Consider the following 15,699-nt stretch of genomic DNA (forward strand, 5'->3'; position numbering starts at 1 on the left):
TGTGTGTTGCAAAGGCTCTTCCTCCCTACAGTGTGTCGTCCTAAGAGCCTTTAGCAAGCGCTTGGTTCCTTGGGTGAGTATAGCGAGCGGGCTACTTGCCGTCAGTAGCCCAGCTTGGGATCGACGGTGGCGACCGGCTCTCCTGCATCGAAGGCATGCAGGTAGGAGATGACCTGGTCGATGGCATCGTTCAGCGGTGTGGGGGCCGCCATGTGAGGCGTGACGATGACCTTGGGGTGCCGCCATAGCGGATGGTCAGCGGGCAAGGGTTCTTTATCGAACACATCCAGTAGCGCGCCGCGCAGATGGCCTGAACGCTCGTCCTGACCCAACGCATCGAGCAGCGCCTGTTCGTCGATCAGGCTACCGCGACCTGGATTGATGACACTGGCCCCTTTAGGCAGTTGGGCCAGCCGCTCGCCGTCGAGAATGTGCCGGGTTGCCGCGGTGTCAGGCAAGATCGTCACCACGCTTTGTACTTGGCTCAACAGGTCGTTCAGACCCTCATCGCCATGTAAGCAGCGCACACCGTTGATGTGCTTGGGCGTTCGGCTCCAGCCCAAAACGGGGAAGCCTGCTTGCTGGAGTGCACTGGCGACGTAGCTACCGATGGCGCCCAGCCCTAATACGCCGACTGGCCAGTTTGCTTTATCCGGCACTGTCTGGGGCTGCCAACGAGCGCTGGATTGTTGCGCAGCGTAACGATCCATACTGCGATAAAAATACAGCACGCCGTAGAGCACATAGTCGGCCATCAGCTCGCTCATCCCGGCATCACGCAATTTGACGATGGGCACGTCTTTGGGTAGTTCAGGCGTCTTGAGCAAATGATCGACGCCGGCTCCCAGGTTGATAATCCCCTTCAGCTGGGTTTGTTCCTCGAAGAGATGCGCGGGCGCTTTCCACACCGCGAGGTAATCGGCATTGGCGCGCTCACTAGGGGGAGCGTCGCTCGTCACGACGTCCGCGTGGGGTAGCGCTTGGGCAATGGCGTCCTGCCACTGGGCCGCGTCGTCGATATGCAGGACAATTTTCATATGATCTCCTCGTTATCTAGCCAATGCCGTCATTCACTATCATGGGTGAGAGTCTTACGAGTTCGCAACCCGTAGAGCGCCTTGTGCCAAGGAGTAAGAGCGCTGTTAACACCTCGATGTATACAACGTTAACGGCATATGAAATTTTTGTCATAAAGGTTTTGACCGGCAACCAAGGGTGGGTGCTAGTATCGGCTTAAGACGACATTGGCGGGCCAACAGCGGCGGTGGCCAGGTCGATCCTGTGGCCCAGTGCGGCATGTCCTTGCGGCTCGCGCTGGTTCTTAGTGATCTTTGATGGCGAGTTGCCCGATGACTGAGGTTTCCCTGCCTTTCACTCGTGAAGAGTATGCAAACCGCCTTTGGAAGGTGCGTACCGAAATGGCCGTTCGCGGCATCGATGTACTGATCGTCAGCGATCCCTCCAACATGGCGTGGCTAACCGGCTACGATGGCTGGTCGTTTTATGTTCACCAGTGTGTATTGGTAGGGCTGGAAGGCGAGCCGGTGTGGTTTGGGCGACGTATGGATGCCAACGGCGCGCTGCGCACCTGTTGGATTCATCCAGACAACATTACCTACTACCCGGATTATTACGTCCAGAACCCCGACATGCACCCGATGGAGTATTTGGCGCAGTCGATCATGCCCGACCGCGGTTGGCACACCGGCGTGGTGGGTATGGAGATGGATAACTACTACTTCTCTGCTAAAGCCTACCAAAGCCTGCTCAAGGAGCTGCCCCACGCACGCTTCATGGATGCTAATGCACTGGTCAACTGGTGCCGGGCGATCAAGTCACCGCAAGAAGTCGCCTATATGCGCGTGGCGGCCAAAATCGTCGAAGGTATGCACTCACGCATTCTAGAGGTGATCGAGCCAGGACTGCCAAAGAGCAAGCTGGTGTCTGAAATCTATCGCGTCGGTATCGAAGGCTTCGTGGACGAGAACGGCAAGGTGTTTGGTGGTGACTATCCAGCCATCGTGCCGATGCTGCCCACCGGTAAAGACGCCGCCGCCCCACACTTGACCTGGGACGACACGCCCTTTCGCAGCGGCGAGGGCACCTTCTTCGAAATTGCCGGGGTGTTCAAACGCTACCATGCCCCCATGTCTCGGACCGTGTTTCTCGGCACGCCGCCCACCGACTTCATCCGCGCCGAGTCGGCCTTGCTGGAAGGCATCGAGCACGGCTTGGCGGTGGCAAAACCCGGTAACCGCACGGCCGATATCGCCATGGCGCTGGGCGCGGCGATGGACAAGTACGGCTTTGACCGCGGCGGCGCACGCTGTGGCTACCCCATCGGTATCTCCTACCCCCCCGACTGGGGCGAGCGCACCATGAGCCTGCGCCCGTCGGACGAAACGATTCTGCAGCCCGGTATGACGTTCCACTTCATGCCAGGCCTGTGGGTCGATGACTGGGGGCTGGAAATTACCGAAAGCATACTGATTACCGAAGACGGCTGCGAAACGCTGGCAAACTTCCCCCGCCAGCTGTTCGTCAAGTAGCTGCGTGACAACACAAGGGACACACAATGACGCTTCAACCGAACTCACTGCGCCCAAGCCCTATTGCTGCCACCGTTGATTTCGACGCCGACGGCGTTCAGCACGGCTTTTTAAAACTGCCGATCTCCACCGATGAGTCGGCCTGGGGCGCGGTGATGATTCCCGTCACGGTGGTGAAAAACGGCGAAGGCCCTACGGCGCTGTTGACGGGGGGCAACCACGGCGATGAGTACGAGGGAATTACCTCCCTACTCAAGCTCTCTTCGACGCTCAAAGCAGAGGACGTGACCGGCCGCGTCATCATCGTGCCCTGCATGAACACCCCGGCGGTCATGGCAGGCAAGCGTACCTCGCCGATGGACAAGGGCAACCTGAACCGCAGCTTTCCCGGTGACCCCAACGGCACGGTGACTTCGCAAATCGCCGACTATTTCACCCGCGTACTGGTGCCCATGAGCGATGTGGTGCTCGATCTGCACTCCGGCGGCCGCACGCTGGATATCCTGCCGTTTGGTGCCTCTCATGTGTTGGATGACAAACAGCAGCAGCAGGCCGCCTTGGAAGGTGCCAAGGCCTTTGGTGCGCCTTACGCCATGGTGATGTTCGAGCTGGATGCCGAAAAGCTGTTCGACACTGCCTGCGAGCGCCAGGGCAAAGTGTTTGTAGCCACTGAGCTGGGCGGCGGCGGCACCTCTACACCGCAAAGCATCGCCATTGCCGAGCGTGGCGTACGCAACTTCTTGATTCATTACGGCCTAGTAGCGGGTGATGTTGAGATGCCCGAAGGTGGGCAGATGTACCTCGATATGCCCGATGCCAGCTGCTACGTGCAGAGCCAACACTCCGGCGTGTTGGAACTGTTAGTGGCCCTGGGGGATGAAGTGAAGAAGGGTCAAACCATCGCCTATGTCTACGACATGACCCGCAGCGGCACGGCTCCGGTGGCCTACCAAGCTGAGCGTGACGGCATTCTCATGGCTCGCCGTGCGCCGTCACTGATCAATATGGGGGATACCCTGGCGGTGATCGCCGATGTTGTCGAACGCCTGGAGGCGTAGCCCCCGGCATGATGAAACTGGACCGTTTTGATCTCAAAATCCTTGATATCCTCTCTCGGGATGGGCGAATCACCAAATCCAAACTGGCCGAGGCGATTAACCTGTCCGTTAGCCCCTGCTGGGAACGGGTGAAGCGCCTTGAAAAGGCTGGGGTGATCGAGGGCTACACCGCGCGAATCAATGCCGACGTGTTGGTACCGCGCAACCCGGTATGGGTGCAGATCGAACTCAAACAGCACAATGCCGACAGCTTTGCCCGCTTCGAAGCCCTGGTGATGCAAACCCCCGAAGTGACCGAGTGCGTGGCCGTCGGCGGCGGGGTGGATTATCTGGTCAAGTTCGAGGCCCGCAGCATCGACAGCTATCAGCGCCTAATGGATAAGTGGCTGGTCTCCGAGGCGGGCATCGAGCGTTACTTCACCTATATCGTGACGAAAACGGTCAAGCATCAGCCCATCGGCATCGATACCAGCGCCGCACTATAGCTACGTTTATGGGCTGCCAAAAAAAACCGATTTAAATCGTCCTGCCACAAAAAAAGTGCCGGAAATCTCCGGCGCTTTCGAAAACACTTCGTGATGGTTCTCCCTTACGCTAGGCACATAGATTCCACACGGCCTTAACCGCCGTTAATGGCTCTTTCGATGTACACGGTGTGTCGCCGTTGGCTGGCTTCACCGTACTGGCTGCACCTGGGGAGATACTCATGACCACACTATCCACCACGCTCGTGAAACGTCTGGAAGATCCGCGCCTGTTTCGGCAGTACGCCTATGTGAATGGCAAATGGACCCATGGCGAGGGTGGCCGCGAAGAAGCGGTGGTTGACCCCGCGACGAATGAGGCCATTGGTCATATTCCTCTGCTAGAGGCGGCTCAAATCACCGCGGCGGTGGACGCAGCGGAAGCGGCCTTCGTCCACTGGCGCGCCCTGCGCGCCGATGAGCGTTGCGAACGCCTGCTGGCGTGGTACGACCTGATTCAAGCCAACCGTGAAGACCTGGCCACTATCATGACGCTGGAGCAGGGTAAACCGCTGCCGGATGCTCGTGGTGAGGTGGAGTACGGTGCCAGCTTCGTGCGTTGGTTCGCCGAAGAGGGCAAACGCACCTACGGCGAAACCATCCCAAGCCACATTCCCAATGCATCGCTCGGCACCATCAAGGAGCCGGTGGGCATTGCGGCGATGATCACACCCTGGAACTTCCCGCTGGCGATGATCACCCGTAAAGCCGCCGCTGCGCTGGCCGCAGGCTGCCCGGTGATCGTGAAGCCCGCCAACGAGACGCCTTTTTCGGCACTGGCGCTGGCCGAGCTTGCCGAGCGTGCGGGCATTCCGGAGGGTATCTTCAACGTGGTGTTGGGTGACCCTGCGGAAGTCTCCAAGATTTTATGCAGCGAACCGCGCATTCGTGCGCTCTCGTTCACCGGCTCCACCCGCGTGGGCCGCCTGCTCATCGAACAGAGCGCCAATACGGTAAAACGTCTTTCGCTGGAGCTGGGTGGCAACGCGCCGTTCATCGTTGGACCGGATATGGACCCCAAAGAAGCCGCCTATGCGGCGGTGGCCGCGAAGTTCCAAACCGCCGGGCAGGATTGCCTAGCCGCTAACCGGATACTGGTACACGAATCCATTCACGATGAGTTCGTGGCCCAGTTCACCGAGCGCATGGCGGCACTCACCGTGGGCAACGGCCTGCACGGCGAAGTAGATCTTGGCCCTCTGATTCACCGCCAAGCGGTCGAAAAAGCGGCTGCGATTGTCGATGATGCGATCTCGAAAGGTGCCACGATGATCGCGGGTGACCAAAGCCAAGCGCCGGGCGATAACTTCTTCATGCCGGTGCTGCTGACCGGTGTGACGCCGCAAATGAAAGTATGGCGGGAAGAGAACTTTGCCCCCGTGGCCGGCATTACCGCTTATAGTAGCGACGACGAAGTGATCGAGATGGCCAACGACACCGAATATGGTTTGGCTGCGTATATCTATACCCACGATATTCGCCGCATCTGGAAGCTGATGCGCGCGCTGGAGTACGGCATGGTGAGCGTCAACTCGGTGAAGATGACCGGCCCGCCCGTGCCTTTCGGCGGCGTCAAACAGTCCGGCCTTGGCCGTGAAGGTGGCGCGACGGGCATCGATGAGTACCTGGAAACGAAGTACTACTGCCTGGGGGCGCTGGGTTCCGTATCGGGTAGTTAAATATCGCCATTGTGCATGGCTGGATAGGGGCACACGAACACGCTGTAGACCCATCCCTGGGCGCTCGGCTTTTTCATCCCTGAAAAAGACGGTTCGCTTAGCCCCTATCCAGCCCCGCTGGCCCCAGTACTATTGAATTGAAGCCTTTCTAATATGTGAAAGGCGTATCGTACAGAGAGAACGTTATGAGCTTGCATCAGGACCTGATCGAACGCGACCGCAAAGTCACCTTCCACGCCTCTACCCATTTGCGTGATTTCGCCCATGGCGATGCGCCGGGCCGCGTGATTACCGGCGGTAAAGGCATCCACATCGTGGATAAAGATGGCCGTGAGTTCATCGACGGTTTTGCGGGCCTTTACTGCGTCAACATCGGTTATGGCCGCACCGAAGTGGCGGAAGCGATTTACAAGCAGGCGCTTGAGCTTTCCTACTACCACACCTACGTCGGCCACTCCAACGAGCCGCAAATCGAGCTGTCCGAGCGCGTATTGAAAATCGCGGGCCTCAACATGTCCAAGGTTTACTACGGCATGTCCGGCTCTGACGCCAACGAAACCCAGCTCAAGATCGTGCGCTACTACAACAACGTGCTGGGCCGCCCGCAGAAGAAAAAGGTCATCTCGCGTATGCGCGGCTACCACGGCTCCGGCATCGCGTCTGGCTCACTGACCGGCCTGAAGGCGTTCCACGACCACTTCGATCTGCCCATCGAAACCATCCGTCATACCGAAGCGCCGCACTACTACCTGCGTGCCGCCGAACAACACGGCATGACCGAGCTCGAATTCTCCGCCTACTGCGCGGACAAGCTCGAAGCGATGATTCTGGAAGAGGGTCCGGACACCGTGGCCGCCTTCATCGGCGAGCCGGTGCTAGGCACCGGTGGTATCGTGCCGCCGCCAGAAGGCTACTGGGAAGCGATTCAGCCGGTGCTGGACAAGTACGACGTGCTGCTGATTGCCGACGAAGTGGTGTGTGGTTTTGGCCGTACTGGCTCCGACTTCGGCAGCCACCACTACAACATGAAACCTGACCTGATCACCATCGCCAAAGGCCTGACCAGCGCCTACCAGCCGCTGTCCGGCGTCATCGTCGGCGACAAGGTATGGAAAGTGCTGGAGCAGGGCACCGGTGAATTCGGCCCCATCGGCCACGGCTGGACCTATTCCGGCCACGCCTTGGGCTGTGCTGCTGGCCTTGCCAACCTGGATATCATCGAGCGCGAAAACCTAGTGGGCAACGCAGCAGAAACCGGCGCTTACTTCCAGCAGCAGCTGAAAGCGACCTTCGAAGGCCACCCGTTGCTGGGCGACGTGCGCGGTGTAGGCCTGATGGCGGCGCTGGAGTTTTCACCGGATGCCAAGCAGCGCCTGCACTTCGACCCCACGCTGAAAGTCGGCCCTCGGGTGGCGGCAGCGGCTATGGAAGAAAATCTGATTGCCCGCGCCATGCCCCAGGGCGACATTCTCGGCTTCGCGCCGCCGCTGACCATCAACCGTGGTGAAGTGGACGAGATGATCGGCCGTGCCAAGCGCGCCATCGACCGCGTGACCGATGAGCTGGTGCGCGCGGGTGATCTGAAAACCGGCCAGCAGGAAGCCGCCTTCACGATTTAACGCCTGAACGCATAACTCGACCAACGACACTGCCCGCTTGCTGCGGGCAGTGTCGTTTCAGTACGTAGTGATCACTGGGATTAAAACCGGTAGTCGACGCCCAGGCGAACGTCGCGCCCGGGCTCGGCCAGCCCTACGATGCCCTCATAGCCTGGGAGGTGCTCGAAGTCAGCGTTGCTGGCATGGTCCAGATACTGCTTATCCAGCAAGTTGTTGACGGTTAGCGTGACCGCTAAGTCCTCGCTTTGGGTGGGAAGCCATCGGACATAGGCATCGTGTACGCCATACCCCGGTTTGCCAATGGTGCCCACCGAGGTCTCCAAGGCGCTAATGCCTTCGACGAACTGGCCACGCCAGCCCACCTGCCAGGCGCGATTGACTTGGTAGTCGACGTTTGCCGTCCAGGTATTGCCGATGGTGTTACCAATACCGTTGTACTCATAAACGGTCAGCGGCTGGCCATTCAGCTCGATATCATTGTGATGGAAGCTCAGCCCGGCGGACAGCGATGCCCACTGGTAATTCGCGCTGAGCACATAACCGTTGGATTCAAGATCGCCGACGTTCTGATACAGGGTAGGGCGGCCCAGGGGGTCGGCAATGACGTCATCGATGGTCGAACGGTACAGCTCCGCGCTGAGTTGCCAAGGACCCTGCTCGAAGCGCGCGGCGATTTCACTGTTACGTGCCTGTTCGCCGCGAAGATCCGGGGCGTTGGCGGCGCCTTCGAGCTTGAACGCATCGTGGGCTTTCGGGCCGCGGAATGCGCGCGCATGGGCAGCGCTCAACGTGACGTGATCGGAGACCATCCATTCGGCGTCGATATTGGGGCTTATGTCGTCCTCGCGGTAAGAGAGGCCGCTATTATCGGTGAGGCGATAGCGGTCGTACCGGGCGCCGATCCCCAGCCGAACGTCATCGGTGAGCTGCAGGTCGTTTTGTACGAATATCCCGGCGATATCACCGCTTTCGCGTTCCTGTGTAGGGTTTTCCTCGTAACCTGCGGTGACCTCGTCATCCCGATAGTCAATGCCGTAAACGATACGGTGGCTGCCCACACGGCTCGTATTGGCAAGGGTCAGCCCGGTGGACTCGGATTCGCCGAAATAACGTCCCCAGCGGTCCGCGACGTTTTGTTCCACATCGGCCGTGGTGTGGTATAGCGTGGCTTCCAGGTCGAGCCATGATTGCCCCTGCGGGCGCAGTTGGTAATTCAGCGTACTGGTTTGGCGCTCGGCATCCAGCGAGTACAGGCGATTGAAGCCGCTAACGACCCATTGAGGCCGCTGGGCCCGCTCGCCTTCGTCCTGACGAATCTCATGGCTGAGCGTAAAACGCTGTGTGCCGAAGTCCCCTAGCAGTTTCACTTGGCCCAACTGCTGATTGGCCTCGGTGCCGGCCTGTTCGCTGCCGTTGCCGTCTTCATAGCGTTGCTGGTCGCGTTCGACGAGAGTGCCCATGGCGCTCCACTGGTCGTTGACGCGACCAAACAGGGTGGTGCTCACGCGATAACTTTCTGGGTTGGTGCCCGCTCCCGCCGACAATAGCCCGCCCAAGCGCTCTCCATCACGCAGTAGATCATCGGGGTCTTTAGTGACGAAGCGCACGCTGCCGCCTAGGGCACCGGGGCCATCAGTGGCACGACCGGCCCCCGTGGTGACTTCGACGCGCTTGAGCAGGGCAGGATCTACACCAATACGGCCCGTATGGTGAAACAGGCTGCCGCTTTGGGCCGCGCCGTCGATGGTAACGTTCAACAGCGGGTCTTCGATGCCTCGCACGTAGAGCTTCTGTGCGATGCCGAGCGAGCCGCCCACGCTGATTTGTGGGTCTTGATCGAATAGATCGCCAAGATCGTCGGCTTGGTAGCGCTCCAGCGTCTCGGCTTCTACCACGCTGTCGCCATGGAGAGGCGCTTCCTCGACGACGTGAAGGGTATCCAGCGACGCTGGCGATTGAGCAAACGCGGTGCTGCTCATCAGAGTAGCGATGGTTAGCGTAAGAGGATGACGAAGAAAGCGAGCGGTTGGCTGCATGGTAACGAGTAGGCTCCCATATTTTTCTATTTGATTATTATTCTCGTTTGAGTGTGCGCGGCTGGCTACCGTTTTTACAACTGTTACAACTGATCGTGTGCGGGTAGGTCGATGCCTTGCTGGGCTGCATCTCTCGGCAGTGTGATGAGGTGTTCCAAACCACCCTCGGGGTGGTTACGTGTGACGATGTTACCGTGCACGGCATGGATATGACGCAGTGATAATGCAAGTCCTAGCCCCGTGCCTTCTGGGCGGCATCGGCGTGCATCGGCTGTGCGATAGAAGGGGGTAAACAAGTGTGGTAACTGCGAGGCCTCGACGCCTGGACCGTTATCGCGCAGGGTTAGCCGATAGCCGCGCGGCTGGGGGGTCAGAGACAGTGTCACTGTGGGCGGCGGTGACGTAGCCAACGAATAGTGGCAGGCGTTGCGTAACAGATTCTCCAGCGCCTGTCCCAATGCGCGCTGGCTAGAGTGGTACAGCAGAGCGCTCTCCGGCAGCGACACGCTCCAGCGGTGATCGGGGTACTCGAAACGCGCGTCGTCCAACAAAGCGTCCAGTAGGTCGACCAGATCAAAGGTGTCGGTACCCAAAACCGGTGTCTCATGGCTCAGCCAAGCAAGCGTTAGGGCATCATTGACTAACTGGCGCATCTGCTGACTTTCCTGCTCCAGGCGAGCGACGGACGAAGGCGAGCTAGCGCCTGCTTTCATATGCTCGATCGCCAAGCCAAGGCGTGTCAGCGGCGCGCGAATTTCATGGGATAGATCGGCCAAAAGCTGCCGCTGGGCAGCGATGGTCGCTTGGGTTTTGCTGGCCATGCCGTCGAATCGGAGCATGAGCTCGCCTAACTCGTCGTCACGGGGCATCGTGCTTGGTGGCGGATGAGGCTGACCGTCGCTGATGGCCTGCGTGGCATCGCGCAGGTAGCGCAGCGGCCCGCTAATGTGTCGATACAGCAGCAAGCCAATGGCTAACAGCGTCAGAAGCGGGATAACACCATTGACGAGCCAAATGACGCTTCTCAAGTGGCTACCCGGGCGCATGCGCTGGGGCAGGGTAATTAAAAAGTGACGGTGGCCGCCTTCGAAGGTGATGTCCATGATGGGATTGTCGGGAAAATAGAGATGAATCGGCCACTCGATCAGCCGGCCCAACCGATAACCCTCTCGAAACTGTTCGGAGAGCGTGCCCCCAGCCACTGGCGTTACGCTGGAGGTAACCACCGCTGCCCAGGTGTTCTCCTGGGCTTGCAGTGCGTCTAGCCAGTCGGCGAGTGCGGCGTCGTCGCCCGCGCGGTATAGGGCTTCGGCAGTCTCGCCCCAGCTTGCCAAAGTGTGTTGGTGGTGTGGGGCAATCACGCTCATTTGGCGCTCTGCCCATTTCTCGAGCAGTGACGTCGAGACCACTAACGCAATGCCACCGGTCGCCACGATGCCGCACAGCTTCCATCGCAATCGCTGTCTCATTGCAAGCAGTACCCTTTGCCGTGCTGAGTTTGCAGCCTAAGCGCGTCGAACCCGGCACCGCTGAGCTTACGACGAACGCGGCTGACGTGCATATCCAGGCTACGGTCATAGGGGCTGTACTCCCGCTGAAACAGGCGATGATAAAGATACGTCTTGCTCAGCGTTTGGCCTCGGTGATGGGCCAACAACCAAAGTAAACGAAACTGTAGTGGGGTAAGCTCGACGGCTTTCCCTGCCACTTTGAGCTCTGTGCGAGAGGCGTCAAGGGAGAGGTCATCGACCTGCAACCACTGCGCTTGGGCAGCGGGTGGTGGGGCCGAGCGACGCAGCAATGCGTCGATACGCAGCGCCAATTCGAGCGGGTGGAAGGGCTTGGCCAAATAGTCATCCGCGCCGTGCTGTAGCCCTTTGATGCGCTCTTCTTCGGCCCCGCACGCGCTCAGCATTAGAACGGGCAGGGAGAACCTGTCACGCAGCACTGCGAGTAGCTCCAAGCCGCTCATACCCGGCAGTCGGACGTCCAGTAGCAGTAGATGGATATCGTTTTCCTGTACACATCGAAAACCGCTGTCGGCATCCAGGCAGTGAGTAACGCGGTAGTTACGCTGGCTGAGCAGCGTGATCAACTGCTTACCAAGGATGGGGTCATCGTCGATCAATAAGAGATGGTGAGGAGCAGGCATCATGAACCATAAAGAGCATTGTTCTGGCGAATGATAATAATGATTGTTTGCATTACTGTTGGCAAGTAATGAAACGAACACCGCAAGGCGAGGTCTCTTTTCACGGCCAAGAGAGATGTCATGCTAATGGAGGTTTTCGGCCAGCCCGCTACGCTTAACGTCATAAAGCCATCAATGTTTGGAAAGGAGCCTGTCATGCAACCGGTACTCGCTTTTGACGTATACGGCACGCTGATTGATACCCAAGGCGTGACGATCGAGCTGGAACGTCGCCTGCAAGATGCGCAGCAGGCGGGAGAGTTCGCCAAGCGCTGGCGGGAAAAACAGCTCGAGTACAGCTTTCGCCATGGGCTGATGGGCGCCTACGTGCCCTTTGCCGAGTGTACTCGCGAGGCGCTGGTGTTTACCGACCGCGCGCTGCAAACCGGCCTGTCGGATAACGACCGCGATCACTTGATGGCCGTCTATGCTGAGCTGCCCGCTTTCCCCGACGTGGTGCCCGCGCTGGACCGACTGCGCGATGCCGGTATTCGCTGCGTGGCGTTTTCGAACGGTACCGAAGACGCCGTCAATCAGCTGTTGACGCGCGCCGGGGTGAAAAGTCACATGGACGCCGTGGTGAGTGTCGACGCCATCAAGCGCTTCAAGCCCGACCCCGCCGTTTACGCCTATCTTCGCACACGGTTAGAGACACGGCCGGAAACCACATGGCTCATCTCCAGTAACCCGTTCGATGTGATTGGTGCCACCCATGCGGGCTTGCGCAGTGCCTGGGTACGTCGCCATTCGGATGCACCGTTCGACCCTTGGGGGATCGAACCCGATATGACGGTGCCCGAGTTGGAGACGTTGGCAGAACGCATGATGCGATAGGTTGGTATCCATCGCTATCGACCCCATAATGGGGGCAGCTTTCATTCTCACGGGTAAGACGATATGTCGAAAAAAATCTACTGCATCGCAAGCTTCAAACCCAAAGCCGGTAAAGAGGAAGCCGTCTTCAAAGCGCTGCAGAGCCTGGAGCCCAATACGCATCGCGAAGATGCCTGCCTGCACTACACGGTGACCCGCCAAATCGATAACCCGTTTGCCCAGGGCACTAGCTATCCCATCGTGTTTCACGAGATTTGGGCCAGTCGTGAAGAGTTCGAGGCGCACTGCCAGCGCAAAGAAATTCAAGAGTTCTTCGCCCAGCACGTTGAGTCGCCCGATGGCGATATCGAAGACGCCAACGTGTGCGTCTACACCGATGAGCCGTGGAATTTTGATGCGCCCAAGGTGTCATGAGGGCACAACGTGTAGAATAGGCGACCAAAACCGAACGATGATGGAGCCCATATGACCGAGAAAAAGATGAACGTCGAAAGCTTTAACCTGGATCACACCAAGGTAAAAGCCCCCTACGTACGTTTGGCCGATATCAAAGAGGGCCAGAACGGCGACCGTATCCATAAATACGATCTGCGTATCTGCCAGCCTAACAAAGAGCACATGGAGATGCCTGCGCTGCACTCCCTGGAGCATTTGATGGCGGAAATGTCGCGCAATCACACGGATAAAGTGGTCGATATCAGCCCAATGGGCTGCCAGACCGGCTTTTACATCGCGCTGATCAACCACGATGATTACGACGATGTACTGTCGATCATCGAGCAGACCCTCAACGACGTACTTACCGCCACCGAGGTGCCCGCTTGCAACGAAATGCAGTGCGGCTGGGCCGCCAGCCACAGCTTGGAAGGCGCTCAGGAACTCGCCAAAGGCCTGCTGGCCAAGCGCAGTGAATGGACCGAGGTCTTTGCTTAAAACCCTGGCGTTAATCTAACACGCCAAACGCCCCCTTCATTGGGGGCGTTTTCGTTAGAGAGTGTAGGCAGTTTCTATATTCAATACGCGAACAGGAAGGCTTGACAATACTAGCGTTATCGACTTGATGCATGACGTCGGTGATGGGCTGTATAGGTAATATAACGTTAAAAGTGTAAGCATCTAGTCACTTGTTAATAGCTAGATGCTTTCACTTTATTTTTTGTTAGTATCGCCAAGTTGACTGGGGTGGCGATTGAATGAGTCGTGTAGAAAACGAAACTGCTTGTCACAGCGACGACATGCTCCACACATTGAAAGATGAATTGCTAGCTGAGTTTTTTGTTGAAATGTTAGTGGTTGCTCAATTCTCAGTGACATTAGCCGAGTGGCTTCTTTGCACATAATCATACCTGGGTCCTCCATTGAGTTATTTTAGGGTGTATTGGGAAGATGTTTGTTTAAGTTTACTTTTTGCATTTTTGGAGCCCTCCCTGGTAATAATATTGAAATTAATCAAATAAGTAAGTTTGGCTCTAGTAGCTCGATTGCATAAGCTTCTCGAAAGCACTGCGTAAATCATGTGAGGCAGTAACACCTTCGATGGTCTGCTGGCGATTTCCCTGCCCATCAAATAGAAGAATAGTGACGTGGCCCACTCCGTATCTATGCGCAAAATCGGCACCACTGGTGGTGTTGATATCTGCAATGCGCCAAGCTGGCGGATGCTCCATTTCGTTCAGCGCTTGCTCCGCATTCGTTCTGAGACGTTGGCACAGTGGGCAGCTGTGATCATGCACTTGTACCGCCACCGGCTGACCACTTCCCAGGATGCTCAAGTCTGATTCTTGTCGAGCCGACTGTTCGTTAGCGATTAGCCAAGCAATGGGGACCGCCAAGAAGGCGAGAAGGATGGCTGCTTTGCGCATCAGCTTGCGGAATTTGATGCCTTTCTTTAGCGGCTTGTTTGCCTTTTTTGACGTCTTCTTCATTTCTCTATTAACCAGCCTTTTTCAATGCAAGCACGTAATTTGAGCCTTGCTCTATGTAAGATGACCCAGCAATTCGCTTCACTCAGCGAAAGTATTTGGCAAATTTCTTGCGTGGTGAGATCCATGAGTTCGCGCATCGTAAAAACACGGGCTGTGTTGCCAGGAAGGGCGATCAAACAGGTATCTAACAATTGCCAGAAAGCCGCATTTTCTAACATTTGATCAGGCTCACCCCAGGACTTAGGTTTGCTGGCGGCTTGCCATCGTCCATTTTCTTTGAACAAGTTCTCGAAGGAGTCTTCGTCGCTATACTCTTCGTCTTGCCATGAAATGTAGCGGCGTTCGTATCGTATTCGTTCAAGAAGCTTGTTTTTTAAAATCCCAAACACCCATGTTTCAAAGGCAGATCGGCCGCTGAAGGTGTCTTGTTTTTCAATCGCAGTGATGAGCGTATCTTGAACAATGTCTTCCGCTGCCGTGTGATCTCGTAGCTGTAACCGTGCAAAGGAAATAAGTTTTGGTCGCAGGGCGGCGATGTGATCATCCATAGGTAACAGCGTCATCGTCAGGTGTATCCCTAGAGAACGGTTATCGAAGCGGCCGCTGTGGCGGCCACAGAGATCGATTTAAGTGTCAGCTTTCCAAGCAAGTGGCTTTAGCTCTTCGTTAAGTGGTGTTCCAGCGACATGGTTCGTGTAGTTAGACAGCGTTTTTAACGCACAGGCAATGACCAGTTCTAAGATTTGCTGGTGCGAAAAACCCGCTTCTAAAAAGGCATCGATTTCTGTTTGTTCTGCCCAACCGCGTTGTGCGTTTAGATGACGAGCAAAACGGGTCACCGCCGCAATTTTCGCGTCGTTGGGGGTCTTGCGAGAGCGTAAGTCTTTAATTAATTCATCATCCGCGCCTGCTTTTTTGATACCGCCGGTATGGGCTGCGACGCAAAAAGAGCATTGGTTATCCGCGCTGATGGCCAGCAAAGCCGCTTGTTGCTCGACGGGGCTCAAGCTTGTTTTGGCATAAATGCCATCAAGCGTTAGGTAGGCTTCCAGTAGGGTAGGAGCTTCTGCCATCTTGGCAAAAATGTTGGGCAAAAAGCCCATTTTTTTCTCGGCAGCCTGCAAGTTAGCGTGGGCAGCTTCAGGAGCACTCTCCGTGGTGTGAAGCGGAAAATCAGCCATTACAACCTCCTTCTGTACGATAAATAAATCGATGAAGGCATCACGCAAGGCGTCATGCCAGGATGCTGTAAGATTATGGAACAATCGGTTCAAAAATGACAAT

At 57.1% G+C, this 15,699-nt stretch carries 16 protein-coding genes; 8 read left to right on the forward strand and 8 right to left on the reverse strand.

What is annotated here, in order from left to right; all coding sequences use genetic code 11:
- Positions 1 to 101: 101 nt before the first annotated feature.
- Positions 102 to 1,037: a glyoxylate/hydroxypyruvate reductase A gene (locus MHM85_RS04875; protein WP_219861646.1), complete on the reverse strand. Its 936-nt coding sequence runs from the start codon at positions 1,035 to 1,037 to the stop codon at positions 102 to 104.
- Positions 1,038 to 1,349: 312 nt separating this feature from the next.
- Here MHM85_RS04875 and doeA point away from each other — a divergent pair, with 312 nt between their 5' ends.
- The 5 genes from doeA (at position 1,350) to MHM85_RS04900 (ending at position 7,429) form a co-directional block, all read left to right on the forward strand.
- Positions 1,350 to 2,549 (forward strand): ectoine hydrolase DoeA, encoded by a 1,200-nt coding sequence (gene doeA, locus MHM85_RS04880; RefSeq protein WP_139526462.1) that lies wholly within the window; start codon positions 1,350 to 1,352, stop codon positions 2,547 to 2,549.
- A gap of 26 nt (positions 2,550 to 2,575) precedes the next feature.
- On the forward strand, positions 2,576 to 3,607 hold the full coding sequence (doeB, locus tag MHM85_RS04885; RefSeq protein ID WP_139526463.1) for a N(2)-acetyl-L-2,4-diaminobutanoate deacetylase DoeB: 1,032 nt from the start codon (positions 2,576 to 2,578) through the stop codon (positions 3,605 to 3,607).
- A gap of 8 nt (positions 3,608 to 3,615) precedes the next feature.
- A complete protein-coding gene (locus MHM85_RS04890) occupies positions 3,616 to 4,092 on the forward strand; it encodes an Lrp/AsnC family transcriptional regulator (RefSeq protein ID WP_139526464.1) in 477 nt (158 codons plus the stop codon).
- Positions 4,093 to 4,313: 221 nt separating this feature from the next.
- A complete protein-coding gene (locus MHM85_RS04895) occupies positions 4,314 to 5,810 on the forward strand; it encodes an NAD-dependent succinate-semialdehyde dehydrogenase (RefSeq protein WP_219861644.1) in 1,497 nt (498 codons plus the stop codon).
- Positions 5,811 to 5,995: 185 nt separating this feature from the next.
- Positions 5,996 to 7,429, forward strand: coding sequence for an aspartate aminotransferase family protein (locus tag MHM85_RS04900; RefSeq protein ID WP_139526466.1), 1,434 nt, complete (start codon positions 5,996 to 5,998; stop codon positions 7,427 to 7,429).
- A gap of 80 nt (positions 7,430 to 7,509) precedes the next feature.
- Here the strand turns inward: MHM85_RS04900 and MHM85_RS04905 are convergent, their stop codons facing one another.
- The 3 genes from MHM85_RS04905 to MHM85_RS04915 form a co-directional block, all read right to left on the reverse strand.
- The gene (locus MHM85_RS04905; protein ID WP_219861642.1) at positions 7,510 to 9,465 is read right to left on the reverse strand and encodes a TonB-dependent receptor; all 1,956 of its coding nucleotides are present in this window, start codon (positions 9,463 to 9,465) and stop codon (positions 7,510 to 7,512) included.
- 83 nt (positions 9,466 to 9,548) lie between these two features.
- Complete coding sequence (locus tag MHM85_RS04910) at positions 9,549 to 10,922, reverse strand: sensor histidine kinase (protein ID WP_219861639.1); 1,374 nt, start codon at positions 10,920 to 10,922, stop codon at positions 9,549 to 9,551.
- Positions 10,923 to 10,930: 8 nt separating this feature from the next.
- The gene (locus MHM85_RS04915) at positions 10,931 to 11,620 is read right to left on the reverse strand and encodes a response regulator transcription factor (protein ID WP_219861637.1); all 690 of its coding nucleotides are present in this window, start codon (positions 11,618 to 11,620) and stop codon (positions 10,931 to 10,933) included.
- A 192-nt stretch (positions 11,621 to 11,812) separates the two neighbouring features.
- Here MHM85_RS04915 and MHM85_RS04920 point away from each other — a divergent pair, with 192 nt between their 5' ends.
- The 3 genes from MHM85_RS04920 to MHM85_RS04930 all read left to right on the forward strand — a co-directional run bounded on the left by MHM85_RS04920 (position 11,813) and on the right by MHM85_RS04930 (position 13,423).
- Positions 11,813 to 12,490, forward strand: coding sequence for a haloacid dehalogenase type II (locus MHM85_RS04920; RefSeq protein WP_139526470.1), 678 nt, complete (start codon positions 11,813 to 11,815; stop codon positions 12,488 to 12,490).
- 63 nt (positions 12,491 to 12,553) lie between these two features.
- Positions 12,554 to 12,904 carry an antibiotic biosynthesis monooxygenase gene (locus tag MHM85_RS04925; RefSeq protein WP_139526471.1) on the forward strand — a complete coding sequence of 117 codons (351 nt, stop codon included), beginning with the start codon at positions 12,554 to 12,556 and terminating at the stop codon, positions 12,902 to 12,904.
- Between the two features lie 51 nt (positions 12,905 to 12,955).
- Entirely contained in the window at positions 12,956 to 13,423 is a 468-nt protein-coding gene (locus tag MHM85_RS04930) for an S-ribosylhomocysteine lyase (protein WP_219861635.1), read from the forward strand.
- Between the two features lie 216 nt (positions 13,424 to 13,639).
- Here MHM85_RS04930 and MHM85_RS18360 read toward each other — a convergent pair whose 3' ends face one another.
- From MHM85_RS18360 to MHM85_RS04945, 4 genes are all read right to left on the reverse strand, one after another.
- Positions 13,640 to 13,849, reverse strand: coding sequence for a zf-HC2 domain-containing protein (locus tag MHM85_RS18360; protein WP_331250788.1), 210 nt, complete (start codon positions 13,847 to 13,849; stop codon positions 13,640 to 13,642).
- Between the two features lie 110 nt (positions 13,850 to 13,959).
- Entirely contained in the window at positions 13,960 to 14,415 is a 456-nt protein-coding gene (locus MHM85_RS04935; protein ID WP_219861632.1) for a thioredoxin domain-containing protein, read from the reverse strand.
- Positions 14,412 to 14,978, reverse strand: a complete 567-nt coding sequence (locus MHM85_RS04940; RefSeq protein ID WP_039175543.1) for a sigma-70 family RNA polymerase sigma factor — start codon at positions 14,976 to 14,978, stop codon at positions 14,412 to 14,414. The genes MHM85_RS04935 and MHM85_RS04940 overlap by 4 nt, the downstream gene beginning before the upstream one ends.
- A 63-nt stretch (positions 14,979 to 15,041) precedes the next feature.
- Entirely contained in the window at positions 15,042 to 15,596 is a 555-nt protein-coding gene (locus tag MHM85_RS04945; protein ID WP_153842569.1) for a carboxymuconolactone decarboxylase family protein, read from the reverse strand.
- Positions 15,597 to 15,699: the final 103 nt, after the last annotated feature.

Source organism: Halomonas sp. McD50-4, assembly GCF_022348135.1.
In the GTDB taxonomy this organism is placed as follows: domain Bacteria; phylum Pseudomonadota; class Gammaproteobacteria; order Pseudomonadales; family Halomonadaceae; genus Vreelandella; species Vreelandella piezotolerans.